19 protein-coding genes and 1 pseudogene are annotated in these 24,340 nt (G+C 55.9%); 10 read left to right on the plus strand and 10 right to left on the minus strand.

What is annotated here, in order from left to right; genetic code table 11:
* Positions 1-526 precede the first annotated feature (526 nt).
* Positions 527-2,110: an EAL domain-containing protein gene (locus ACZAHD_RS09125; protein WP_462456471.1), complete on the plus strand. Its 1,584-nt coding sequence runs from the start codon at positions 527-529 to the stop codon at positions 2,108-2,110.
* Between the two features lie 4 nt (positions 2,111-2,114).
* On the opposite strand, the gene soxS is transcribed toward ACZAHD_RS09125, so the two are convergent.
* On the minus strand, positions 2,115-2,444 hold the full coding sequence (soxS, locus tag ACZAHD_RS09130) for a superoxide response transcriptional regulator SoxS (protein WP_004856516.1): 330 nt from the start codon (positions 2,442-2,444) through the stop codon (positions 2,115-2,117).
* Positions 2,445-2,529: 85 nt separating this feature from the next.
* Between soxS and soxR the strand changes: the two genes are divergently transcribed.
* The 4 genes from soxR to ACZAHD_RS09150 all read left to right on the plus strand — a co-directional run bounded on the left by soxR (position 2,530) and on the right by ACZAHD_RS09150 (position 7,571).
* A complete protein-coding gene (gene soxR / locus ACZAHD_RS09135) occupies positions 2,530-2,991 on the plus strand; it encodes a redox-sensitive transcriptional activator SoxR (RefSeq protein WP_462456472.1) in 462 nt (153 codons plus the stop codon).
* A 256-nt stretch (positions 2,992-3,247) separates the two neighbouring features.
* On the plus strand, positions 3,248-3,913 hold the full coding sequence (locus ACZAHD_RS09140) for a glutathione S-transferase family protein (protein ID WP_462456473.1): 666 nt from the start codon (positions 3,248-3,250) through the stop codon (positions 3,911-3,913).
* 388 nt (positions 3,914-4,301) lie between these two features.
* Positions 4,302-5,651, plus strand: a complete 1,350-nt coding sequence (locus ACZAHD_RS09145; protein WP_462456474.1) for an NCS2 family permease — start codon at positions 4,302-4,304, stop codon at positions 5,649-5,651.
* Positions 5,652-5,924: 273 nt separating this feature from the next.
* On the plus strand, positions 5,925-7,571 hold the full coding sequence (locus tag ACZAHD_RS09150) for a Na+/H+ antiporter (protein WP_462456475.1): 1,647 nt from the start codon (positions 5,925-5,927) through the stop codon (positions 7,569-7,571).
* 140 nt (positions 7,572-7,711) lie between these two features.
* Here the strand turns inward: ACZAHD_RS09150 and ACZAHD_RS09155 are convergent, their stop codons facing one another.
* Complete coding sequence (locus tag ACZAHD_RS09155) at positions 7,712-8,593, minus strand: LysR family transcriptional regulator (protein ID WP_462456476.1); 882 nt, start codon at positions 8,591-8,593, stop codon at positions 7,712-7,714.
* A 103-nt stretch (positions 8,594-8,696) separates the two neighbouring features.
* Here ACZAHD_RS09155 and ACZAHD_RS09160 point away from each other — a divergent pair, with 103 nt between their 5' ends.
* Complete coding sequence (locus ACZAHD_RS09160; protein WP_462456477.1) at positions 8,697-9,107, plus strand: CidA/LrgA family protein; 411 nt, start codon at positions 8,697-8,699, stop codon at positions 9,105-9,107.
* Entirely contained in the window at positions 9,100-9,789 is a 690-nt protein-coding gene (locus ACZAHD_RS09165) for an LrgB family protein (protein WP_462456478.1), read from the plus strand. Before ACZAHD_RS09160 ends, ACZAHD_RS09165 begins: the two co-directional genes overlap by 8 nt.
* A 29-nt stretch (positions 9,790-9,818) precedes the next feature.
* Here ACZAHD_RS09165 and actP read toward each other — a convergent pair whose 3' ends face one another.
* From actP to acs, 3 genes are all read right to left on the minus strand, one after another.
* The gene (actP, locus tag ACZAHD_RS09170; RefSeq protein WP_462456479.1) at positions 9,819-11,468 is read right to left on the minus strand and encodes a cation/acetate symporter ActP; all 1,650 of its coding nucleotides are present in this window, start codon (positions 11,466-11,468) and stop codon (positions 9,819-9,821) included.
* Positions 11,465-11,779 (minus strand): DUF485 domain-containing protein, encoded by a 315-nt coding sequence (locus ACZAHD_RS09175; RefSeq protein WP_462456480.1) that lies wholly within the window; start codon positions 11,777-11,779, stop codon positions 11,465-11,467. The genes actP and ACZAHD_RS09175 overlap by 4 nt, the downstream gene beginning before the upstream one ends.
* 185 nt (positions 11,780-11,964) lie before the next feature.
* Positions 11,965-13,923 carry an acetate--CoA ligase gene (acs, locus tag ACZAHD_RS09180; protein ID WP_462456481.1) on the minus strand — a complete coding sequence of 653 codons (1,959 nt, stop codon included), beginning with the start codon at positions 13,921-13,923 and terminating at the stop codon, positions 11,965-11,967.
* 411 nt (positions 13,924-14,334) lie between these two features.
* Here acs and gltP point away from each other — a divergent pair, with 411 nt between their 5' ends.
* On the plus strand, positions 14,335-15,648 hold the full coding sequence (gltP, locus tag ACZAHD_RS09185; RefSeq protein WP_462456482.1) for a glutamate/aspartate:proton symporter GltP: 1,314 nt from the start codon (positions 14,335-14,337) through the stop codon (positions 15,646-15,648).
* Positions 15,649-15,684: 36 nt separating this feature from the next.
* On the opposite strand, the gene ACZAHD_RS09190 is transcribed toward gltP, so the two are convergent.
* Together ACZAHD_RS09190 and fdhF are read right to left on the minus strand one after the other, a co-directional pair.
* Positions 15,685-16,368, minus strand: coding sequence for a tetratricopeptide repeat protein (locus ACZAHD_RS09190; protein ID WP_462456483.1), 684 nt, complete (start codon positions 16,366-16,368; stop codon positions 15,685-15,687).
* A 221-nt stretch (positions 16,369-16,589) separates the two neighbouring features.
* Positions 16,590-18,737: a formate dehydrogenase subunit alpha gene (gene fdhF / locus ACZAHD_RS09195; RefSeq protein WP_462456484.1), complete on the minus strand. Its 2,148-nt coding sequence runs from the start codon at positions 18,735-18,737 to the stop codon at positions 16,590-16,592.
* A gap of 273 nt (positions 18,738-19,010) precedes the next feature.
* On the opposite strand from fdhF, the gene ACZAHD_RS09200 reads away from it, so the two are divergent.
* Complete coding sequence (locus ACZAHD_RS09200) at positions 19,011-19,739, plus strand: response regulator (RefSeq protein WP_462456485.1); 729 nt, start codon at positions 19,011-19,013, stop codon at positions 19,737-19,739.
* Between the two features lie 37 nt (positions 19,740-19,776).
* On the opposite strand, the gene ACZAHD_RS09205 is transcribed toward ACZAHD_RS09200, so the two are convergent.
* From ACZAHD_RS09205 to ACZAHD_RS09215, 3 genes are read right to left on the minus strand one after another with little or no spacing between them, the layout of a single operon-like run.
* The gene (locus tag ACZAHD_RS09205; protein ID WP_462456486.1) at positions 19,777-20,718 is read right to left on the minus strand and encodes an ABC transporter substrate-binding protein; all 942 of its coding nucleotides are present in this window, start codon (positions 20,716-20,718) and stop codon (positions 19,777-19,779) included.
* Between the two features lie 31 nt (positions 20,719-20,749).
* Complete coding sequence (locus ACZAHD_RS09210; RefSeq protein ID WP_462456487.1) at positions 20,750-21,751, minus strand: ABC transporter permease subunit; 1,002 nt, start codon at positions 21,749-21,751, stop codon at positions 20,750-20,752.
* The gene (locus tag ACZAHD_RS09215; RefSeq protein WP_462456488.1) at positions 21,748-23,268 is read right to left on the minus strand and encodes a sugar ABC transporter ATP-binding protein; all 1,521 of its coding nucleotides are present in this window, start codon (positions 23,266-23,268) and stop codon (positions 21,748-21,750) included. The genes ACZAHD_RS09210 and ACZAHD_RS09215 overlap by 4 nt, the downstream gene beginning before the upstream one ends.
* 185 nt (positions 23,269-23,453) lie before the next feature.
* On the opposite strand from ACZAHD_RS09215, the pseudogene ACZAHD_RS09220 reads away from it, so the two are divergent.
* Positions 23,454-24,340, plus strand: a pseudogene (locus tag ACZAHD_RS09220) (ATP-binding protein); the annotation flags it as partial.

The raw sequence follows: 24,340 nt of genomic DNA on the forward strand, positions 1-24,340 counted from the left end.
CAACTTCATCCTCAAAGAAAATCGGGTGCCTTTGACAACCTGGCGAGACTGACGATGACGCGGTGCTCTGGCTATCTACGGGCATCAGGGGAATAATGAAACATTGTTCTTGTTTCATTAAGTTGTGTGAACTATATCACATTTGCTGTTTTATTCACCAGTCAAAAATGTGCATTTTTGATGGTTTTTAAAGGCATGTGTTTATTGTGGGTATTGCTGGGGGCATTTTGCCGCGACGTCAAACAGGCAACCCGGTTTCCCGGTGATTGATTCTTTTATGTGCTCGTTATCTGCGACTTTTATGACTTATTCTTGCTTATCGTAAGGGTAAACCGAATCAAAGAACGGCTCTGTTCTTATAACGTGGAGAATGTTTCTCGATTATTAACGAAATTAGTATTATTCATCATTATTGAGAATGGGGCTTTTACATCAAATGACGGGTTGCTGAACATCGTCTCTGTTGTATAACAATGGGTGTGATCTTTTACCGCGATAAGGCATATCGCATGGATAAAAAACGGAAATGAATCGTCGCACACTGCACAAGGCGTTGAGAATATTGGCGATGACGTTAGTGGTTCTGCTCCCCATTGTGCTGGCGCTGTGGTTTGCGCAAATCAGAGCAAAAGCAGAAACCTCCCACCGGCTTCGCGCATTTTCACAACTGGCGCTGCAGCAAACGGAAATGGTGGTTTATGAGGCCGATCGGGCACGCGAAAAAGCCTTGCAGTTTCAAGGGACAATATGTTCTCCCGGACATCAGCAATATATGTTGTCGATTGTACGTAGCCTGCTTTATATCGACGATTTAATTTATGCTGACGGTACGCGTTTGTTTTGCTCGACTGCGGTGCGCCCTGATACCGCATGGCGTATTTCTGCGGCGAATTATACAAAAAAGCCGGATATCGCTATCTACTACTATCGCGACACGCCTTTCTATCCTGGCTTTGCGATGAACTATATACAGCATGGGCACTATATTGCGGTTATTAATCCACTCTCCTACAGTTCGTTAATATCGAGGGATAAAGATTTATCCTACGGTTTGTATGATACAAAAACCAATCTGTTTTTTTCCACCAGTAGCAATGCCGACGCGCCGGTACTGCATGGCCTGATCCGGCAGGAAGATACCTTTTTTCGACGGGGCAACCGAGTGTACACCGTGTTCCATTCCGCGAGCCGCCCGATCGCCGTGATTATGTCTACCGCGTCCGTCAGGTATTATCAGAGCTTTTATGATCAGGCGATGCTCATCCTCCCGCTGGGGGCGATTGTCAGCATTCTGATTGTGCTGGTGTGGTCGCGCACCTGGCAGCAATACCATTCACCGCGTAATATGCTGCAGCGCGCGCTCAATCGCCGTCAGTTGTGCCTGCATTATCAGCCGATCATCGATATCGAAAATAACCGCTGCGTCGGAGCCGAAGCGCTGCTGCGCTGGCCGGGATTTGACGGGCCGGTGATGACCCCGGCGGAGTTTATTCCGCTGGCGGAAAATGAAGGGATGATTGCGCAGGTCACCGATTACGTGGTGGATGAGTTGTTCTCCGGGCTTGGAGAATTTTTAGCCAGACATCCGCAACTGTATATTGCGATTAACCTGTCAGCCAGCGATTTCCACTCTTCGCGACTCATTGCCCAGATCGGTGAAAAGGCGCGGAACTGCGCGGTGAATATCGATCAAATTAAAATTGAAGTCACCGAACGCGGATTTATTGACGTACAGAAAACCATTCCGGTCATTCAGGCATTCCGCGAAGCCGGATATGAAATCGCCATTGATGACTTCGGTACCGGCTATTCTAATCTGTATAATCTGCACTCACTTAACGTGGATATTCTGAAGATCGATAAATCGTTTATCGATACGCTTACCATCAATAGCGTCGGCTACACGATCGCCGAACATATTATTGAAATGGCCAACCGCCTGCGCTTAAAGACTGTTGCCGAAGGCGTCGAAACCGCGGATCAGGTCAACTGGCTGCGAAAACGCGGGGTCCGGTATTGTCAGGGCTGGTACTTTGCGAAAGCGATGCCGCCGCAGGAGTTCAGGCAATGGCTGGCCAGCGCGTCCAGACTGCTCAGTCCTTGCATCTGAACGCTCAGGCGGAAATTTGATGACGATAATCGCTGGGGGTCCGATCGAACTCCCGGCGAAATACCCGTGAGAACGTCTGCTGCGACACGTAGCCCAGATCCATCGCAATATCAAAGATTGGCCGCTGGGTCGTACGGAGTGCCTCTGCGGCCAGCAGCAGCCGCCGCTGGCGGATGTAATCGCCCAACGTTTGATGCATCACGGCGCGGAACATTCGCTGGAGGTACCATTTTGAATACCCCGATTTTCTGGCGACTACATCAATGTTAAGTGGTTGATCGATATGTTCATCAATCCATTCAATCAGCGTCTGGATAATATCCTGATGGGACATAAAGCGGCCTCTCTCAATTCTCGATTCGTCGTTTTGTCTGCGGGCGAGTATAATTCCTCAAGTTAACTTGAGGTAAAGCGCTTTTATGGAAAAGAAATCCCCCCGAATTAAAATGCTGTTGACCCCCGGCGAGGTGGCAAAGCGTACCGGCGTTGCCGTCTCTGCCCTGCATTTCTATGAAAGCAAAGGGTTAATTCACAGCCAGCGTAATGCCGGTAATCAGCGGCGCTATCGGCGCGATGTGCTGCGCGCGGTGGCGATCATCAAGATCGCCCAGCGAATCGGTATTCCGCTGTCGACCATTGGTGAGGCGTTCGGCGTGCTGCCGGAAGGGCATAACCTCAGCGCGAAGGAGTGGAAACAGCTCTCATCGCAGTGGCGGGAAGAGCTTGATCGGCGTATTCATACTTTGACCGCGCTGCGCGACCAGTTGGATGGCTGTATCGGCTGCGGCTGTCTGTCGCGACGAGACTGCCCGCTGCGCAACCCGGGAGATAAGCTGGGTGAAGAGGGAACCGGTGCGCGACTGCTGGAGGATGACATCTAAAACTAAAGCGCCACAACAGGGCGCTTTAGTTGTTTTCCGGTCTTTGTCTTTAAACGCTATCCTGATGTTCACAGGAGGGTTTCCCCCGACGTCGGCCCCCTCGGTATTGCGCAATATGTTGATGGAGGTTCCGGATTGCGCCGACACTTTAATTGTGGCACAACCCGGCTGTTTCACCCGTTTATTTCGGCGAAATTTTTCCGCCAATCACCGTCAGTTCCTATAGTTAATTCGAACGAATAACGGGAGAACCTCCATGCTGACGGTACATCATCTCAATCAATCGCGATCGCAGCGCGTGCTGTGGGCGCTTGAAGAACTCCAACTGCCTTATCGTATTGTCAGCTACCAGCGGGAAAAAAATATGCTGGCGCCACTGGCGTTAAAGCAGATCCACCCGCTAGGGAAATCCCCGGTAGTGGAAGATAACGGCTACGTACTGGCGGAATCGGGCGCCATTCTGGAGTACCTGCAGGAAACCTACGATAGCGCACAGCGGTTCAGACCTCAGGAGACGGCAGATAAACTGCAATACCGTTTCTGGCTGCATTACGCCGAGGGCTCGCTGATGCCGCTGATGTTGATGAAACTGGTTTTTGCCAGCCTCGGAAAACCGCCCATTCCGCTCGGGATGCGAACACTGGGCAACGTCCTGGGCAAAGGCGTACAGAAGGCCTGGCTGGACCGGCAAATCACCACGCATGCCCGTTATATTGAGGATCATCTCTCCCGCCAGCCGTGGTTTGCTGGCGCGCAGCTCAGCATGGCCGATATCCAGATGAGCTTTCCGGTCATGGCGCTGCTGGCGCGCGGCGGCATCGAGGATGTGCCGCGGATCGCGCAGTGGGTGCAGCGTATTGAACAGCGCCCGGCCTGGCAGAAAGCGATTGAACGCGGCGGTCCGTTCACCTTGCCGGAGTGAGACAGAGATTTTTGTGATGACCTCAGTGAATTGCTATTTGCGCAATACAAAAATGTTACCGGATTGCGCATGGACGATAACGTTTGCGCATCGACTGGTGATTTGATGAACACCATAAGCAAAATTTAGTGAATTAACACAAACTTCAGTTGAAAAGGCCCGTCTAAAGGCTGGATAATCGTTTGCCTTTGTATTTTGCTCATTACTTATCCCTGTTCTGGGGGAGCAAATTCATTCTGACCACCGTATTGTATGCGCGGAGTTAAACGTTTGCTTTTTGCAGCCCCCCTGGCGCTGTGACAGAGCACAAGGAGATCGCGTTTAACTGGCAGTGGATGGTCCACCACGCATACGGACGAACGATTAAAATTTTCAGGGGAAGTTTTCTATGTCTACGCCTTCAGCGCGTACCGGCGGTTCATTAGACGCCTGGTTTAAAATTTCAGCTCGTGGCAGCTCCGTTCGTCAGGAGATTGTTGCCGGTTTAACCACCTTCCTGGCGATGGTGTACTCGGTCATTGTTGTCCCGGGCATGCTGGGTAAAGCCGGGTTTCCTCCGGCAGCCGTGTTCGTCTCCACCTGTCTGGTCGCCGGCGTAGGCTCTCTGGTGATGGGGCTGTGGGCAAACCTGCCGCTGGCCATTGGCTGTGCTATTTCGCTGACCGCGTTTACCGCCTTCAGCCTGGTACTGGGGCAACACATCAGTATTCCGGTTGCGCTGGGCGCCGTGTTCCTGATGGGCGTGCTGTTCACCATTATCTCTGCCACCGGTATTCGTAGTTGGATCCTGCGCAATTTACCGCAGGGTGTTGCGCACGGCACCGGGATAGGTATCGGCCTTTTTCTGCTGCTGATCGCCGCCAACAGTGTGGGCCTGGTGATTAAAAACCCGCTGGACGGTTTGCCGGTCGCGCTGGGTCACTTCAACAGCTTCCCGGTGATTATGTCGCTGGTGGGGTTGGCGGTGATCATTGGTCTTGAAAAAATGAAAGTGCCGGGCGGTATCCTGTTGACCATTATCGGCGTCTCGATCGTCGGGCTGATTTTTGACCCGAACGTCCATTTCTCCGGTATTTTCGCGATGCCATCGCTGAGCGACGACAAAGGCAACTCGCTGATTGGCAGCCTCGATATCATCGGCGCGCTGAACCCGGTAATTCTGCCCAGCGTTCTGGCGCTGGTGATGACGGCGGTATTTGATGCCACCGGCACCATTCGCGCCGTGGCGGGGCAGGCAAACCTGCTGGATAAAGACGGGCAGATTATCAACGGCGGTAAAGCCTTGACCACCGACTCTCTGAGCAGCGTCTTCTCCGGTGTGGTCGGTGCGGCACCGGCGGCGGTGTATATCGAATCGGCGGCAGGGACTGCGGCGGGCGGTAAAACCGGCCTCACCGCGGTGACCGTGGGCGTGCTGTTCCTGCTGATTCTGTTCCTCTCTCCGCTCTCTTATCTGGTCCCTGCGTATGCCACGGCGCCTGCGCTGATGTATGTCGGTCTGCTGATGCTGAGCAACGTGGCGAAAATCGACTTTAATGATTTCGTCGATGCGATGGCCGGGCTGATTACCGCGGTCTTTATCGTGCTGACCTGTAACATCGTCACCGGTATCATGATCGGCTTTGCCACCCTGGTGATTGGCCGTCTGGTGTCCGGCGATTGGCGTAAGCTGAACCTGGGGACTGTCATCATCGCGGCTGCGCTGGTGATCTTCTACGCTGGCGGTTGGGCCATTTAAGCTTTTCTTGCGAATCGCGGGCGGCTCAGGCCGCCCGTTTTATTTTTAAGCCACATCCTGTTTCCTTTTGCGTTAATCTGAGTAGCGTATTATCCAGAGACATGACGCCTCCGGTGTATACCCGTCATACTTCAAGTTGCATGAGCGTTGGCTGTCCTCGCTCACCCCAGTCACTTACTTCAGTAAGCCTCTGGGGATTCCCTGCGTCGCCGCCTGCCTGCAACTCGAATTATTTAGGGTATAAAATAATAAAATCCAGCAAACAGGGAACACATGGAAATATTCTTCACCATACTTATTATGACCCTCGTGGTCTCTCTCTCCGGGGTGGTTACACGCGTACTGCCCTTTCAGGTTCCACTACCACTGATGCAAATCGCCATTGGCGCGTTGTTGGCGTGGCCGACGTTTGGTTTGCATGTCGAATTCGACCCCGAGCTGTTCCTGGTCTTGTTTATCCCGCCGCTGCTTTTTGCCGACGGCTGGAAGACGCCGACCCGCGAATTTATTGAGCACGGACGAGAAATCCTTGGGCTGGCGCTGGCGCTGGTGCTGGTGACGGTGGTGGGGATTGGCTTTCTCATTTACTGGATCGTGCCGGGTATTCCGCTGATTCCCGCCTTCGCATTGGCGGCGGTGCTGTCACCGACCGATGCCGTGGCGCTATCAGGCATCGTGGGCGAAGGACGCATTCCGAAAAAAATTATGGGGATTTTGCAGGGCGAGGCGTTGATGAACGATGCCTCCGGCCTGGTCTCGCTGAAGTTTGCCGTTGCCGTGGCCATGGGCACGATGGTCTTTACCGTCGGCGGTGCGACGGTTGAGTTCCTCAAGGTCGCCATCGGTGGCATCCTGGCCGGGTTTGTGGTGAGCTGGCTCTATGGTCGTTCGATGCGCTTCCTCAGCCGCTGGGGCGGCGATGAACCGGCGACGCAGATTGTTCTGCTGTTCCTGCTGCCGTTTGCCTCCTACCTGATCGCGGAGCACATCGGTGTTTCCGGGATTCTGGCGGCGGTGGCGGCGGGGATGACCATCACCCGTTCCGGTGTGATGCGCACCGCGCCGCTGGCCATGCGTCTGCGGGCGAACAGCACCTGGGCGATGCTGGAATTTGTCTTTAACGGCATGGTCTTCCTGCTGCTGGGCCTGCAACTGCCGGATATTTTGTCGACATCGCTGGTGGCGGCGGAAGCGGATCCTAATGTTGAAACCTGGATGCTGTTTACCGACATTATCCTGATCTACATCGCGCTGATGATGGTGCGTTTTGGCTGGCTGTGGACGATGCGCAAATTAAGCCAGCGTTTCCTGAAAAAGAAACCGATGGAATTTGGATCGTGGACAACTCGTGAGCTGCTGATCTCCTCCGTTGCCGGGGTTCGTGGGGCGATAACCCTCGCCGGTGTGCTGTCGATTCCGCTGTTGCTGCCAGACGGCAACGTCTTCCCGGCCCGCTATGAGCTGATCTTTTTGGCCGCCGGGGTGATCCTGTTCTCGCTGTTTGTCGGGGTGATAGCGCTGCCGCTTTTGCTGCGCCACATTGAGTCGGGCGACCACGCTCAGCAGCGGAAAGAAGAGCGGCTGGCGCGCGCGGCGACGGCAGATGTGGCGATTGTCGCGATTCAGAAAATGGAGGAGCGTCTGGCGGCTGACACCAAAGAGAATATTGATAACCAGCTGCTGACCGAGGTCAGTTCGCGGGTGATTGGTAACCTGCGTCGCCGCGTCGACGGACGTAATGATGTGGAAACCTCGATACTCGAAGAGCAGCTCGAGCGTCGGTTCCGCCTGGCGGCGCTGCGTTCAGAACGCGGAGAGCTGTATCATCTTCGTGCGACCCGACAGATCAGTAATGAAACGCTGCAGAAGCTGCTCCACGACCTTGACCTGCTGGAAGCGCTACTCATCGAAGATCAGTAATACCGTCTCTTTTCCCCGGCGGCGCTTTTGCTTGCCGGGGCGACAGGATCGTGCGGTACGGGTTAGTGCGATCGCGTCGCCCTGGTAAGGCGTTTACGCCGCCAACCGGAACGCAGGCGCAGCGCGCTGCCTTCGGGAACTTACTCCAGCCAGAACGCCTTACTGCATTCCAGCCACGCCTGTGCGCAGTGCGACAGATAAACGCCTTCCCGCCAGATCATCCCCAGTTCCCAGTGCAGCTCACTCTGCAACGGTATCGAGCAGAAATTCTCCGCGTCGAGACGTTCACAGATCGGTTGCGGCAGGATCGCCACACCGATGCCCGCCTGCACCATCGCCGCGAGGAAATCCCACTGGCCGCTGCGCACCGCGATGCGCGGCTTCACCTCATGGTAGGTAAACAGCGCCATCAACTGCCGGTTCAGAGCGAAACCTTCGTTATAAATGACCAGCGGATGGGCCGCGAGCGCTTCCGGCGAGATTGACTGAACGCCTTCCCACTCCTCCGTTCTCGGCGTCAGCACGCACAGGGGATGGTTGAAGAGCGGCAGCGTGCTCAGACCGCTGTCTTCATCTACCGGCAGTGCCGTCATGGCGAGATCCAGTTCACCGTTGCTCACCGCCTGCTGGACCGTCAGACCACCAAACTCGGCAATTTTAAGCTCTACGCCCGGGTAGCGTTGGCGAAACAGGCTAATCGGTTCTGCCATCAGCATGCCGACCATCGGCGGGATCCCCAGTCTCAGGACCCCTTTGTGCCGGTGGTTAATATCGTTCAACTCCGATTCCAGCTGATGAAACTCGCCCAGAATTGCCTGCCCACGCTCGAAAACAACCCGACCGGTATCGGTCAGCAGTAGCCGGCGGCCATCGCGAATCAACAGGGTACAGTTCAGCTCATCTTCCAGATTTTTGAGCATTTTGCTGATAGTGGGCTGTGTGACGAAAAGTTTTTCCGCAGCGCGCGTAAAACTCTGCTGGCGCACCACTTCGACAAAATAGCGCAGCGTTCGGATATCCATAATTATTCCCTGAGACTATGCCTGTGATGATTTTAATTCATTTCTGTCCGTTCAGGTGGCTCTCTATACTGCACATCTTGTTTCTTTTTCAGGAAGTTCGCTCATGGCCTTCGCGCCAGCTCGTGTGACCCCCTTTGTTGTACAGCGCCTGCAGGTCCCGGTTCAGGTGCTGATTTATGCCGGATTGTTCGTCTGCGCTGAATATTTGGTTAACTGGCTGCATCTTCCGCTGCCGGCGAACCTGGTTGGCATGCTGCTGCTGCTGACGCTGATTGTCTGTCGGGTTATCCCGCTAAACTGGGTGCGGGCTGGCGCACGCTGGCTGCTGGCGGAAATGCTGCTGTTCTTTGTTCCGGCTGTGGTGGCGGTGGTGAACTATACCCAGTTGCTGATGGTAGACGGCTGGCGGATCTTGCTGGTGATTGCGCTGAGTACCCTGATGGTGCTGGGGGCAACAGCATGGGTGGTGGATAAAGTGTATCGCTATGAAGTCAGCCGGATGAAGCATGAGTGATTTTCAACTGAGCGTCCTGTGCCTGGTTGTAACGCTGGTACTCTATTTCGCCAATAAGCGCCTGTATCGCCGCTTCCACACGCTGCCGCTGATGCCGCTGGTGTTTACCCCGATACTGCTGGTGCTGATTCTGGTTTTTGGCCACATATCCTATCAGAACTATATGGGCGAGACCCACTGGCTGTTATGGCTGCTGGGGCCTGCAACTATCGCGTTTGCCGTCCCGGTGTATGACAACCTCGCAATCATTAAACGACACTGGATGTCGCTGACTGCGGGAGTGACGACGGCAGTGGTTGTCGCCGTGACCAGCTCCGTGTGGCTGGCGCGACTGTTTACGCTGCCGGATGAGATTCAGCGTAGTCTGGCGGTGCGTTCGATCACCACGCCGTTTGCGCTGGCCGCGGCAAAACCGATCGGCGGCCAGCCGGAGCTGGTGGCGCTGTTTGTGGTGATCACCGGCGTGTTTGGTATGGCGGTGGGCGATGCGCTGTTTATGCGGCTTGCCATTCGCGAAGGGATGGCAAAAGGCGCTGGATTCGGTGCCGCCTCGCACGGTGCAGGCACTGCCCGTTCATATGAGCTGGGGCCGCAGGAAGGGGTAGTGGCCAGTCTGGTGATGATGTTGTCTGGCGTGGCGATGGTACTGGCGGCGCCGCTGGTGCGCCTGCTGATGTTTTAATGTTCCCCGGCCGGCCGGGGAACGTCAGGTTAGTGCGCCTGCCCGCGTTCGATACCGATCCCGGTTTGCGAACGGATAAACTGAGCACGGAACTGCTCGCGCTCGCGCATCCCTTCTGCCGAGTTGTCGGTGGCGGAGAAGATCCAGATACCGATAAAGGCGATAGCGATAGAGAACAGCGCCGGATATTCATACGGGAAGATCGCCTTTTCATGGCCGAGGATCTGGACCCAAATCGTCGGGCCAAGGATCATCAGAATCACGGCAGTCAGCAGCCCCAGCCAGCCGCCCACCATGGCTCCGCGAGTGGTTAGCTTCGACCAGTACATCGACAGCAGTATGATCGGGAAGTTACAGCTGGCGGCGATGGAGAAGGCCAGACCCACCATGAAGGCAATATTCTGATTTTCAAACAAAATACCCAGCAGAATCGCTACGATGCCCAGCACCAGAACGGTAATTTTCGAGACCCGCAGCTCATCGCGCTCGCTGGCGCCTTTGCGGAAGACGTTAGCATACAGGTCGTGAGAGACCGCCGATGCGCCTGCCAGCGTCAAGCCAGCGACCACCGCCAGAATCGTGGCGAAGGCGACCGCTGAAATAAAGCCGAGGAACAGGTTGCCGCCCACCGCATCGGCCAGGTGTACCGCCGCCATATTATTGCCGCCAATCAGCACGCCCGCGGAATCTTTGAACGCGGGATTCGCGCCCACCAACATGATCGCGCCGAACCCAATGATAAAGGTCAGGATATAGAAATAACCCATAAACCCGGTGGCGTAGAACACGCTCTTACGCGCTTCTTTTGCATCGCTCACGGTGAAGAAACGCATCAGAATGTGCGGCAGACCGGCGGTACCGAACATCAGGCCGAGGCCGAGCGACAGCGCTGATATCGGGTCTTTCACCAACCCGCCAGGGCTCATAATCGCCGCGCCTTTCGGATGCACCGCCATCGCTTCACTGAACAAATTGTTGAAGCTGAAGCCGACGTGCTTCATGACCATAAAGGCCATGAAACTGGCGCCGAAAAGGAGCAGGACAGCCTTGATAATCTGCACCCAGGTGGTGGCGAGCATACCGCCGAAGAGGACGTAGAGCACCATCAGCACACCGACCAGCACCACCGCGACGTGGTAGTTCAGGCCGAACAGCAGCTGAATCAGCTTGCCTGCGCCAACCATCTGAGCAATCAGATACAGCGCGACCACCACCAGCGAACCGCAGGCGGAAAGGGTACGAATCGGTCCTTGCTTAAGGCGATAAGAGGCGACGTCAGCGAAAGTGTAGCGCCCGAGGTTACGCAGGCGCTCGGCGATAAGGAACAGAATAATCGGCCAGCCGACCAGGAAACCGAGGGAGTAAATCAGCCCGTCGTAGCCGGAGGTGTAAACCAGCGCGGAAATACCGAGGAAGGAGGCGGCTGACATAAAGTCGCCAGCGATCGCCAGCCCGTTCTGAAAGCCGGTGATATTTCCGCCCGCAGTATAATAATCGCTGCGCGAGCGAACGCGTTTTGACGCCCAGTAGGTGATATACAGCGTCAGGGCGACAAAGATCAGGAACATGATGATCGCCTGCCAGTTCGTCGGCTGGCGTTGTACCGCGCCGGTGATGGCATCAGCGGCACTCGCGGAAAAAGGGAGCGTGGCGGCAATCGCCGTCAGGACTTTCTTCATGATGCCTTCACCTCATTGATAACGCTTTTCGTCAGACGGTCAAATTCGCCATTCGCCCGCCAGACATAAATCCCGGTCAGGACAAAAGAGATGACAATAACGCCGATGCCGATCGGGATTCCTCGGGTGACGCTGGTGCCGGGATGCAGCGGCGTGCCCAGCCAGCCAGGGGCGAAAGCGATGAGTAGAATAAAACCTACGTAAATCAACAGCATAATCAGTGACAGGATGGCGGCAAACCTTTGCCGGGTTGCAACTAACTCCTTGAAATGCGCACTATCTTCTATCCGCTGACAAATTTGCTCATTCATCACAGCGTCTCCAGAGGTACCCTTTTCGTCATCCGCGTGCTGACCGTCGACAGCACTTATCCACCCGGCAACATGCTGCCGGGAAGAGGAAGGTGCTTACTTCTGTCCTGCTACGTGAAATCCTTAGGGCGTATGATTTATGTCCCCTCCCCCGTTAGGGGAGGGGGTGTAGGGAATGAGTCCGTTTATGACGGCATCGCAATGGCCTGCTTCTCTTCGAGCAGTTTTTCCACGACGCCAGGATCTGCCAGTGTTGACGTATCGCCAAGATTGCTGGTATCGCCCGCGGCAATCTTGCGCAGAATGCGTCGCATGATCTTACCCGAGCGGGTTTTCGGTAATGAATCGGTCCAGTGAAGCACGTCCGGGGTAGCCAGTGGGCCAATCTCTTTGCGTACCCAGTTGCGTACTTCTGCATACAGCTCTGGCGTCGGTTCTTCACCGTGATTCAGCGTGACGTAAGCGTAAATCGCCTGGCCTTTAATGTTATGCGGAATACCGACCACGGCCGCTTCGGCAATTTTCGGGTGCGATACCAGCGCTGATTCGATTTCTGCGGTACCCAGACGGTGGCCGGATACGTTCAACACGTCGTCCACGCGGCCAGTGATCCAGAAATAGCCATCTTCATCGCGACGTGCGCCGTCGCCGCTGAAATACATATTTTTGAAGGTTGAGAAGTAGGTCTGTTCAAAGCGCTCGTGATCGCCGAACAGGGTTCGCGCCTGTCCCGGCCAGGAGTCGGCGATGGCCAGATTGCCTTCGGCCGCACCCTCCAGCGGCGTGCCTTCATTGTCGACCAGCACCGGCTGCACGCCGAAGAACGGACGCGTGGCGGAACCCGCTTTCAGCTCAATGGCGCCCGGCAGCGGAGTAATCATGAAGCCGCCAGTTTCAGTTTGCCACCAGGTATCCATCACCGGGCATTTCTCGTTGCCGATCTTCTTCCAGTACCACTCCCAGGCTTCCGGGTTAATCGGCTCGCCGACCGAGCCCAGAATACGCAGGGAAGAGCGATCTGTGCCTTCGATGGCCTTATCACCTTCCGCCATCAGCGCACGGATCGCCGTCGGTGCGGTGTAGAGAATATTGACCTTGTGCTTATCGACGACCTGACACATCCGCGCTGGCGTCGGCCAGTTCGGCACCCCTTCAAACATCAGCGTGGTGGCGCCGCAGGCCAGCGGGCCATACAGCAGATAGCTGTGGCCAGTCACCCAGCCCACGTCGGCGGTACACCAGTAGATATCGCCGGGATGGTAGTCAAAGACATATTTGAAGGTGGTGGCGGCATAGACCAGATAACCGCCGGTGGTGTGCAGCACCCCTTTGGGCTTACCGGTTGAACCGGATGTATAGAGGATGAACAGCGGATCTTCCGCATTCATCTCTTCTGGCTGATGCTGGTCGCTGGCTTTCTCGATCAGGTCGCTCCACCACAGGTCGCGTCCTTCCTGCCAGTCGATGTTGCCGCCGGTACGTTTGAGTACCACGACATGCTCAATGCTTTTCACATTCGGATTTTTTAACGCGTCGTCGACGTTCTTCTTCAGCGGAATTGCGCGTCCGGCGCGCAGCCCTTCATCGGCAGTAATGACCAGACGAGAGTTCGAGTCGATGATACGCCCGGCCACCGCTTCGGGAGAAAAGCCGCCGAATATCACCGAGTGGATCGCACCGATGCGGGCGCAGGCCAGCATGGCAACGGCAGCTTCTGGCACCATGGGCATATAGATAGCGACGACATCGCCCTTTTTAATGCCAAGGTCGAGCAGGACGTTAGCAAAGCGGCAGACGTCGCGGTGGAGTTCGCGATAAGTGATATGTTTGCTCTGGCTGGCGTCGTCGCCTTCCCAGATAATCGCGGTCTGGTCGCCGCGTTCGGCGAGGTGGCGATCGAGGCAGTTAGCAGCAAGGTTCAGCGTGCCGTCTTCATACCATTTAATAGAGACGTTGCCCGGCGCGAATGAGGTGTTCTTCACGCGCGTATAGGGCCGCATCCAGTCAAGGATTTTGCCTTGCTCACCCCAAAACGCATCCGGGTCGATGACAGATTGGTGATACTGCGCCTTGTACTGTTCCGGGTTAATCAGGCAGCTGTCCGCAATGTTAGCGGGAATCGAGTGCTTATGTATTTGGCTCATGGCTTTTTTTCTCCTGTAGGTTGTTAAATATATGTCAAGTAAACGTTAAGAGTAGGGTCTTTCACGGCTTTGTTTGCTATTTGGGGGACAGATCACGCATTGATTCAACTGAATGAAAATCAATCAAATGAAACTTTGAAGTGAAATAATTTCAGGAATATATTTATAGAAATGGAATCTATGAATTTTTTTTTATAACAGATACTTATGCAACAGAAGTGAGGAATTTTAGTGAATTTATGCAGAAACACAGAGAAAAGCCCTGTTCTTAAACGCTTGCGTAGCATGCCGTGCAGATGATACTGATACCGCGCGTTAAAAAACCCCATAGAGCAACGCAACACAATTCATATCCCTTTCAGCGGGCATCATGACTTACGGGAATGGTGCCTCTCATTGAGGAAGTCAGTAGTGAAGAAAAAAACAAAAGTCAGCCTGGCCTGGCAGATTTTGCTGGCCTTGGTGCTGGGCATACTTCTGGGCAGTTACCTGCATTATCATGCCGACGGCCGTGATTGGTTAATTGCGAATATCTTGACGCCAGCGGGCGATATCTTTATCCACCTGATCAAGATGATCGTCGTTCCGATTGTCATCTCGACGCTGATCGTCGGGATTGCGGGCGTTGGCGACGCGAAGCAACTGGGCCGTATCGGCGCGAAAACCATTATCTATTTTGAAGTGATCACCACGGTGGCGATCGTGCTGGGGATTACCCTGGCCAACGTCTTCCAGCCGGGCAGCGGTATTGATATGTCGCAACTGGCCGCGGTGGATATTTCGAAATATCAAAGCACAACGGCAGAGGTGCAAAGTCACGCTCATGGCCTGATGGGAACGATACTGTCGCTGGTGCCGACCAACATCGTCGCCTCGATGGCGAAAGGCGATATGTTGCCGATTATCTTCTTCTCGGTACTCTTCGGCCTGGGACTCTCTTCGCTGCCGGCGACCCATCGTGAGCCGCTGGTGACCGTTTTCCGCTCGATTTCCGAAACCATGTTCAAAGTGACCCACATGGTGATGCGCTATGCACCTGTCGGGGTGTTTGCGCTGATTTCGGTGACCGTTGCCACCTTTGGCTTCGCCTCGCTGTGGCCGCTGGCTAAACTGGTTATCCTGGTCTACTTCGCGGTTTTGTTCTTCGCGCTGGTGGTGCTGGGGATCGTGGCGCGGGTATGCGGATTAAGTATCTGGATTCTGATCCGTATTCTGAAAGACGAGCTGATTCTGGCCTACTCCACCGCCAGCTCCGAGAGCGTATTACCGCGTATTATTGAGAAGATGGAAGCCTATGGCGCACCAGCTTCTATTACCAGTTTTGTCGTGCCGACCGGCTACTCGTTTAACCTCGATGGATCAACGCTGTATCAGAGTATCGCGGCGATCTTTATTGCCCAGTTGTACGGTATTGACCTGTCGCTGTGGCAGGAAATCACCCTGGTGCTGACGCTGATGGTCACCTCGAAAGGGATTGCCGGCGTGCCGGGCGTCTCTTTCGTGGTGCTGTTGGCGACACTCGGGAGCGTAGGGATTCCGCTGGAAGGGCTGGCCTTTATCGCCGGTGTTGACCGTATCCTCGATATGGCGCGTACCGCGCTGAACGTGGTGGGGAATGCGCTGGCGGTGCTGGTGATCGCCAAATGGGAGCACAAGTTTGACCGCAAAAAAGCGCTGGCCTATGAGCGCGAAGTGCTGGGCAAATTTGATAAAACGGCGCAATAAGACACAACGCCCGGTGACATCGCGCCGGGCTTTTTCTTATCTTTTACTTATCCTGTCGAACTCTTCGCAGCCGGTATCAAATCCCTCCTGACAGCTGACATTGAGCCAGTGCAACGCTTTCTGCTGGTTGGGTTCGATAAAACCTTGTTCTCCCTGCAGGAACATCATCCCGGCCCAGTATTCAGCATAACCGGTACGCGACAGCGAGGAGCTGCGTTTAAAAAAGTCCGTTGCTCTGGCGTCATCCTCTGTTATCTGGACACCGCTGGCGTAAATCAAACCCAACAGCATCTGAGCGTCGACGGCGGAGTCGCTTTCCGGATCCTGGGCGGCATCCTGTAACAGGGTGATGGCATGGGAATAGTCCGTCGGCCCCGCCTGATGGTTGACCAGCACGCGGGCCAGGATAATGTCTCCTGCCTTGCTGCCAGCCTGCACTGCTTTCTCAGCCAGCTCCCTGGCCTGTTTGTAATCGGCCTGCTGTGGGTTGCGAATTTTCAGCTGGGCCAGCAGCGCCAGCGCATCCCCGTCGCCGTTATCGGCCGATTTCTGCGCCCAGTATTCGGCCTGCTGATAGTCACCGGAGCTGACGTAGGTATCGGCAAGATAGTACTGCGCCCGCGGATCGCCGGCTTCCGCCTGTTGCTTGTACTGGCTGCCAGGATCCGTGGCACCCGTGGCAAGAGAAAACAGCATCAGAAGTAAATAGAGGTATTTCATTTTTTATTGTCGGTCAGGAACACAGCGCGCAGTATAAAGGCAGGTGAAGGAGAAGAAAACGACGGGAACTTGTGGGTACTTGCGGGTCATCGCCTGGCAATAGTGTGATCTGTTTTCCAAGGCTGCGGCGTAAACGCCTTACCCGGGCTACCGATTCGCCGTTGTCTGCGGTCCGATAGCCCGGGCAGGCACGAAGTACCGCCTCCACGGAGGCGGTCTGATTAACCCATTGCGCTTTCGCGCAGGCGGGTTTTCAGCGTGTTGTACTCATCAATCACATACTGTTCGGCGGCGCGCTGGTCGGCGATGCGCTCAACGTTGACGGCACAGTACTTGTACTCTGGCGTTTTGGTTATCGGGCTTAAGTTCTCCGTGACCAGTTCGTTACAGGCACCAATCCACCACTGATAGGTCATATAGACCGCCCCTTTATTCGGACGATCGCTGACCTGCGCACGGGTGATAATGCGGCCTTTACGCGAGTTAACCCATACCAGCGCCTCATCCTCAATGCCCAGTCGCGCGGCATCGGCGGTATTGATTTGCGCATAGCCCGGCTCATCCGCCAGCGCGGCCAGCGCCGCGCAGTTGCCGGTCATCGAACGGCACGAATAGTGACCCACTTCCCGCACGGTGGAGAGCACCAGCGGATACTCGTCGGTGAGCTTATCGATCGGCGCCACCCAGTCGCAGGTGAAGAACTGCGCCAGGCCGTTAGGGGTGTCGAACTTCTCTTTAAACAGATAAGAGGTCCCCTGGTCGGCATCGGACTCATCGCGACACGGCCACATCACGTAGCCCAGCTCGCCCATTTTCTCGTAGGTGGCACCGTAAAAGTCCGGGCACAGATGTCGCAACTCGTCCCAGATCTCTTGGGTGTTGTTGTAGTGCATCGGATAGCCCATTCGGGTGGCGATTTCGCTAATGATCTGCCAGTCGGTTTTCAGGTCCCACTTCGGTTCAACCGCTTTAAAGAAGCGCTGGAAGCCGCGATCCGCTGCGGTATAGACCCCTTCATGCTCGCCCCACGAGGTAGATGGCAGGATGACATCGGCCGCCGAGGCGGTTTTGGTCATGAAAATATCCTGGACAATAACCAGCTCCAGCTGTTCAAACGCCTGACGCACGGCAGAGAGCTCGGCATCGGTCTGCAGCGGATCTTCGCCCATAATGTACGCCGCCCGTACTTCGCCGTGCGCCGCGCGGTGCGGCAGTTCGCTGATGCGATAGCCGGTATGCGCCGGCAGGCTCTCGACGCCCCAGGCTCGGGCGAATTTCTCGCGATTCTCCGGGAACTTCACGTATTGATAGCCTGGATAGGTGTCCGGCAGCGCGCCCATATCGCAGGCGCCCTGAACGTTGTTCTGGCCGCGTACCGGGTTGACGCCGACGCTCGGCTTGCCGAGGTTGCCGGTGAGGATCGCCAGGCTGGTCAGCGAACGCACGGTTTCAACCCCCTGGTAGAACTGAGTCACGCCCATGCCCCACAGGATGGCGGCGGATTTCGCACTGGCGTACATGCGGGCGCAGGCACGGATCTCTTGTGCGCTGACGCCGGTAATCTCTTCCACCGACTCCGGCGTATAGCCTTCGACGATTTTGCGATACTCCTCGAAGCCTTCAGAACGGCTGGCGACGAAGGATTTATCGTAGAGATCTTCTTCGATAATGACATGCCCGATGGCGTTGAGCAGTGCGATGTTCGAGCCGTTCTTCAGCGCAATGTGCATATCAGCGATACGTGCGGTTTCGATTTTACGCGGATCGCAGACGATAATTTTCGCCCCGTTGCGTTTGGCGTTAATCACGTGATTCGCCACAATAGGGTGTGAATCTGCCGGGTTATACCCGAAGATAAATACCAGATCGGTATTGTCGATCTCGGTGATGGCATTACTCATAGCGCCGTTACCGACCGATTGGTGCAGACCTGCAACCGAAGGGCCGTGTCAGACGCGAGCGCAGCAGTCGACGTTATTGGTACCAATAACGGCGCGCGCGAATTTTTGCATCACATAGTTGGTTTCGTTCCCCGTCCCGCGGGACGAACCGGTCGTTTGAATCGCGTCCGGGCCATACTTCTCTTTAATGGCGCTGAGACGGGTGGCGACGTAGTCGAGCGCTTCCTCCCAGGAGACGGCTTCCAGTTTGCCGCCACGCTGACGACGGATCATAGGGGTTTTCAGGCGCGGGGTGAGGATTTGGGTATCGTTAATGAAATCCCAGCCATAATAGCCTTTCAGACACAGGGTTCCCTGGTTGGTTTTCCCCTGTGCCGCCTCAGCCCGGACGATTTTGCCGTTATCGACCACCAGGTTGATCTTGCAACCTGATGCGCAATACGGGCAAACCGTGACGACTTTTTTCATCGGTCTTGCTCCAGTTCATCAATGGGCGCATCTGCGCTATCACGCCGTCAATATGCATCTTCTATGCCATATTTTTATTGTGGATATTGACTGATGATACGTCGATTTTGTGGGCTAAATGCTGACGAAAAGCAGGCCGTCGTCAGTTTTGACGTGTCGAAGGGGGGTGAGATGTGACATGGATTGAAGAAACGCGATCCGATAATGGATTTGTCGAGGGGGCTTTGCTGAATTAAGCAGACAGAGAACATTCCGTGCGGGCAGAGGCAAGTAATGAAACCGGTCATTTTGGTTGTAGATGATGACAGCGCGATTGGCGAACTGCTTAGCGATGTGCTCAGCGCGCATGTTTTTGACGTGCTGGTGTGCCAGAGCGGCAACGATGCGCTGGCGGTGGCGGCCCAGCGCGCGGATATCTCGCTGGTGCTGCTGGATATGATTCTCCCCGACACCAACGGGCTGCTGGTACTGCAACAGCTGCAACGCAGCCGGCCTGATTTATCGGTGGTGATGCTGACTGGCCTCGGCAGCGAATCCGACGTGGTGGTCGGGCTGGAAATGGGCGCCGATGATTATATTGCCAAACCGTTTAATTCACGGGTGGTGGTGGCCCGGGTGAAGGCGGTACTCAGACGTAGCGGCGCGCTGGGCATTGAAGGAGCGAGCAGCGGCACGGGATTACTCTTTAGCGGCTGGCGGCTGGATACGTTCCGCTGCGAGTTGTTTAACCCGCAACAGCAAGCGGTGCCGCTGACTCAGGGAGAGTACAGCCTGCTGCTGGCGCTGGCGCAAAACGCTCGCCGGGTGCTCAATCGCGAACAGCTGCTGGCCTTGACCCATAGCGAGAGCACTGAAGTCTTTGACCGGACAATTGACGTGCTGATCATGCGCCTGCGGCGCAAAATTGAACCGAATCCGCATCAGCCGACGCTGATCAAAACCCTGCGGGGACTGGGCTATGTGTTCGCCGCGGATGTTATCCACGGCGACAGAGCGGCGTAGCCCCGGCAGATGCGGGGCCAGCGGGGAAATATTGCCCTTACTTCACGGTCCAGCCTTTGTAACTACCGATATTGTTTTTATCGATCAGCGTCACCGGGATCAGCACCGGGGCGGCTGGCGCCGGTTTACCCTGCAGAATGTCATACCCGATCTCGACCGCTTTCGCCGCCATCACCTGCGGGTCCTGCGCCGGCGTTGCCACAAACAGCGAGTTTTTACGTTTCAACGCCTCTTCACCGTCCGGACTCCCGTCGACGCCAACGATAAAGAACTCATGACGTTGTGCCTGTTTTGCCGCCAGATCGGCACCGATCGCAGTCGGATCGTTGATGGCAAAGACGCCATCGATCTTCGGATTCGCGGCCAGCAATGAGGTCATAATTTCCAGACCGCCCTCACGGCTGCCTTTCGCATTTTGGTTGTAGGAGAGCACTTTGATATTCGGGTGGCGTGCAAACTCGGTCTGGCAGCCTTCGACGCGGTTCTGCACGGCAGAAACCGGCGGCCCGTTGATAATCACCACATTCCCTTTGCCTTTCAGGCGGTCGGTGATGTATTTACAGGCCATTTCGCCCGCCTGAGTGTTATCAGAGGTGATGGTGGCATTGGCGCCTTCAGCGGCCACGTCCACAGCAACCACCACGATCCCGGCATCTTGCGCGCGTTTCACCGCGGGGCCAATCCCTTTTGAGTCGGCGGCGTTGAGGATAATCATGTCGACTTTGGCGGCAATAAAGTTATCGATCTGCGCCACCTGCTGACCCAGATCGTAACCGCTGGAGACCAGGGTCACTTTCACATTGTCTCCGGCCAGCTTACGGGCTTCCAGCTCCGCGCCTTTGGTGATTTGTACAAAGAACGGGTTGGCTAAATCCCCCACCGTGACGCCGATTGACTTCAGCTCTTTGGCCTGGGTAAAGGGCGCTGCGGCAAGCAGCGCGCCGGCACAGAGTGCGGTTACTACGGGTTTCAAACGCATGCTGTTTTCCTCTGTTTGTAGGGTATTGTTGTTATGCACTTTGATGGTGTCGGGTACGGTATTTGTCGATCAGCACCGCAATGATGATCACCGCCCCTTTGATCACCAGTTGCCAGAAATAGGAGACTCCCATCAGCGTCATGCCGTTATTGAGCGTGGCGATAATCAACGCTCCCACCAGCGTGCCGGTGATAGTGCCGATGCCGCCGACGAAACTGGTCCCGCCGAGAATGACGGCGGCGATGGCATCCAGCTCATAACCTACGCCGAGGTTGCCGTTTGCGCTGTATAGCCGCGAGGCGCTCATGACGCCTCCCAGCCCGGAGAGCAAGCCGCTCATGCCGTAAACGAACAGCAGCACCAGCCACACTTTGATCCCAGTAAGCCTTGCCGCCTGCATGTTGCCACCCACGGCGTAGATATGAACGCCGAGGGTCGTGCGGCGCAGAATGAACCAGCACACCGCCACCACTATCAGGGCGATCACCACCAGCCACGGAACCGGCCCGAGGTAATCATTACCGATCCATTCGAAGCTGATATCGGAGTTAATCACCGTGGTGCCGTTGGCCAACAGATAGGCGGCTCCGCGCAGGGCCGTGTAGGTCCCGAGCGTCACGATAAACGGCGGTAGTCCGGCGAAGGCGACCAGTGCGCCGTTAAATAAACCGAGCAGCAGGCCGAGCATCAGCGCCGCAGGAATTGAAAGCAGCGACAGCTCCGGGATCAGCGACACCACCATGGCCGCTACCGCGGTGGTGCCGAGAATCGAGCCGACGGACAGATCGATCCCCCCGGTCAGAATAATGAAGGTCATCCCGGCGGCGAGCACGATGTTGATCGATGCCTGACGGGTAATATTCAGCAGGTTGCTTTCGGTAAAGAAGTTGGGGGCAATAAAGCCAAATACCGCAACAATCAGGATTAAAATCGGCAAAATACCGACCGTTTGTACCAGATCGCCCATCAGGATTTTCTTCGCTGATACGGATTTTGCCACCGGCTGCGCGGCAGTCTCTTTCTGTATTGTCATGGTGATACCGCCTTAAGGTGAGAGTCGTTAACGCCGGTGGCCAGCGTCATAATGCTTTCCTGGCTGATGTCGCCGGCCTGGAGTTCGCCAGCGATGCTGCCTTCGCGCATGACGTAAACCCGATCGCTCATGCCGACCACTTCGGGGAGTTCGCTGGAGATCATCAGGATCGCCACCCCCTGGCGCGCCATCTGGGTCATGATGCGGTAAATCTCGCTTTTGGCACCGACGTCAACGCCGCGCGTCGGTTCATCAAGCAGCAAAATGCGCGGACCGATGGCGACCCAGCGGGAGATCAGCAGCTTTTGCTGATTGCCGCCGGAAAGGCCGCCGGCCCGCACCTGCGCGTGCGGCACGCGAATATTGAGCAGGGAGATCGCATCGTTGGAGAGAGTCTGCGCTTTTTTGCGATTGAGCATGCCCCAGTGGGCATCCCGTTCGAGGGTGGCCATGGTGATGTTCTCCTGCGCCGCCATCTCAAGGAACAGCCCCTGCTCCTTGCGGTTTTCGGTGAGAAAGCCGATACCCAGGTCGATGGCTGCGCGCGGGGAGTGAATGATCACCGGCTCGCCGTCAATCTCGATGACGCCGCCGGTGGCCCGGCGCACGCCGAAAATCAGTTGCGCCAGTTCGGAGCGGCCGGCGCCGACCAGACCGGCGAGACCGACGATTTCCCCCGCCCGTACCACCAGACTGCTGGCTTTCACTTTGCCACCGTCGGTCAAGTCCTGTACCCGCAGGCGCGTCTGACCGGGCGGAATATCACGCTCTTTATTGAACAGGTCGCTTAACGGACGGCCGACCATCATTCGCACCAGTTCGGAGGCATTGAGCTTGTCGCGGGTCAGGCTGCCGACGTACTGGCCATCGCGCAACACGCTGACGCGGTCAGACAGTTCATAAACCTCCGCCATGCGATGGCTGATATAGATAATCGCCATCCCTTCGTCGCGCAGGCGCAGAATCAGTTCAAACAGGCGATGGGTCTCACGAGAGGAGAGGGCGGCGGTGGGCTCGTCCATTACCAGAACCCGGCTGTTGCGATGCAGGGCGCGGGCGATCTCCACCTGCTGCTGTTCGGCAATGGTCAGGGACATCACCCGGTCACTGGCCTTAAACTGGGCCCCGAGACGATCGATGACCGCCTGGGCTTGATTTATCATCTCTTTGCGCTGTACCAGTCCGCCGCGTGCCAGTTCGCTGCCGAGGAAAATGTTTTCAGCGACAGTTAAATTTGGCGCCAGCTGCATCTCCTGGTAAATCAGCGTGATCCCGGCGGCCAGCGCATCTTTTGGTCCTTTAATGACGTGCGGCTTTCCGTCGATCAGGATCTCGCCGCTGGTGGCGGTGTACGCTCCGGCGAGAATCTTCATCAACGTGCTTTTGCCAGCGCCGTTCTCCCCCATTAAGGCGTGGATTTCGCCGGGCCAGACCGTCAGATCGACGCCTTTCAGCGCATAAAACTTGCCAAAGGCTTTGGCAATATTGCGCATGGATAGTACCGGTGTCCCCTGCATGGTGGCTCTCCTGCGAGTGTGTTTGAGAATCGCAGTGCACCACACAACAATAAATGCAAAATGTCAGACGCCGTTCATATTTGTCATATTGATGAATAGTTAACCTGGCTCACAATTATGCGATGCGACTCTCTCGCTCAGGGTCAGCAACCGCCAGGATAAATAAAAAGATCGTGGAGCTGACCATGCCATCCCATCGCTACCGGTTTTTCACCAGTGCTCGCGGGCGCCTGCTGTCGTTTAATTTGCTGATGGTTGCGGTCACGCTGATGGTGGCTGGCGTGTCGCTACTCGGTTTTCGCCATGCCAGCCTGTTACAAGAACAGGTGCAGCAGCAGACGCTGGACGATATGACCGGCAGCATGAATCTGGCTCGTGATACCGCGAACGTTGCCACCGCGGCGGTTCGCCTCTCGCAGGTGGTCGGTGCGCTGGAGTATAAAAGCGAAGCTGAACGCCTGCTGGAGACTCAGCAGGCCCTGAAATATTCACTCTCTCACCTCGCCGCCGCGCCGCTGGCGCAGCAGGAGCTGGCGCTGGTGGCCAGTATTATTCGTCGCAGCAATGAGTTGCAGCAGAGCGTCAGCGGCATGCTGGAACGCGGGCAGCGTCGTCACCTGCAGCGGAATGAACTGCTCAGTTCGCTCTATCAGAACCAGAGTTATCTCCGACATATTCAGGATCTTAACGAGCGACATGACGCTGACGGGATCGATCCACGGCCACTGGCAGAGATGGATCGGCTGATCGTTGCGGCGATTCATACTTCGACGCCGCGATCGATCGTTCAGCAGTTGGACAAAGTGAGAGGTGTTCTGCCGACAACCAGCCGTGACCCAACGCTGGCGGCGATTCTGCTGGATTTCAACAGCGAGCTGGCCAGGCTGGAGCCGCTATCGGCGCAGCTGGAGGAGAGCGATTTGGCCATCGGCTGGTATATGTTTCACATTAAGGCACTGGTGGCGCTGCTCAACAGCGATATTAATCAGTACGTTGCCCGGGTAGCGCAGGCCTCTGAACTGCGGGCGGCGCAGAGCCATCAGGAGCTGCGTTCCATCAGCATGTTTATTTT

The organism is Raoultella sp. (assembly GCF_039594335.1).
Lineage (GTDB): Bacteria > Pseudomonadota > Gammaproteobacteria > Enterobacterales > Enterobacteriaceae > Klebsiella.

Bases quoted from the DNA above. Each gene is read 5' to 3' on its own strand.
- ACZAHD_RS09215 (WP_462456488.1), bottom strand. From the start codon at position 23,268: ATGCAGGGGACACCGGTACTATCCATGCGCAATATTGCCAAAGCCTTT.
- soxR (WP_462456472.1), top strand. From the start codon at position 2,530: ATGGAAAAGAAATCCCCCCGAATTAAAATGCTGTTGACCCCCGGCGAG.
- ACZAHD_RS09160 (WP_462456477.1), top strand. From the start codon at position 8,697: ATGGCCTTCGCGCCAGCTCGTGTGACCCCCTTTGTTGTACAGCGCCTG.
- soxS (WP_004856516.1), bottom strand. From the start codon at position 2,444: ATGTCCCATCAGGATATTATCCAGACGCTGATTGAATGGATTGATGAA.
- ACZAHD_RS09210 (WP_462456487.1), bottom strand. From the start codon at position 21,751: ATGACAATACAGAAAGAGACTGCCGCGCAGCCGGTGGCAAAATCCGTA.
- ACZAHD_RS09150 (WP_462456475.1), top strand. From the start codon at position 5,925: ATGGAAATATTCTTCACCATACTTATTATGACCCTCGTGGTCTCTCTC.
- ACZAHD_RS09155 (WP_462456476.1), bottom strand. From the start codon at position 8,593: ATGGATATCCGAACGCTGCGCTATTTTGTCGAAGTGGTGCGCCAGCAG.
- ACZAHD_RS09165 (WP_462456478.1), top strand. From the start codon at position 9,100: ATGAGTGATTTTCAACTGAGCGTCCTGTGCCTGGTTGTAACGCTGGTA.
- acs (WP_462456481.1), bottom strand. From the start codon at position 13,923: ATGAGCCAAATACATAAGCACTCGATTCCCGCTAACATTGCGGACAGC.
- ACZAHD_RS09175 (WP_462456480.1), bottom strand. From the start codon at position 11,779: ATGAATGAGCAAATTTGTCAGCGGATAGAAGATAGTGCGCATTTCAAG.
- ACZAHD_RS09200 (WP_462456485.1), top strand. From the start codon at position 19,011: ATGAAACCGGTCATTTTGGTTGTAGATGATGACAGCGCGATTGGCGAA.
- ACZAHD_RS09145 (WP_462456474.1), top strand. From the start codon at position 4,302: ATGTCTACGCCTTCAGCGCGTACCGGCGGTTCATTAGACGCCTGGTTT.
- actP (WP_462456479.1), bottom strand. From the start codon at position 11,468: ATGAAGAAAGTCCTGACGGCGATTGCCGCCACGCTCCCTTTTTCCGCG.
- ACZAHD_RS09125 (WP_462456471.1), top strand. From the start codon at position 527: ATGAATCGTCGCACACTGCACAAGGCGTTGAGAATATTGGCGATGACG.
- ACZAHD_RS09190 (WP_462456483.1), bottom strand. From the start codon at position 16,368: ATGAAATACCTCTATTTACTTCTGATGCTGTTTTCTCTTGCCACGGGT.
- ACZAHD_RS09205 (WP_462456486.1), bottom strand. From the start codon at position 20,718: ATGCGTTTGAAACCCGTAGTAACCGCACTCTGTGCCGGCGCGCTGCTT.
- ACZAHD_RS09140 (WP_462456473.1), top strand. From the start codon at position 3,248: ATGCTGACGGTACATCATCTCAATCAATCGCGATCGCAGCGCGTGCTG.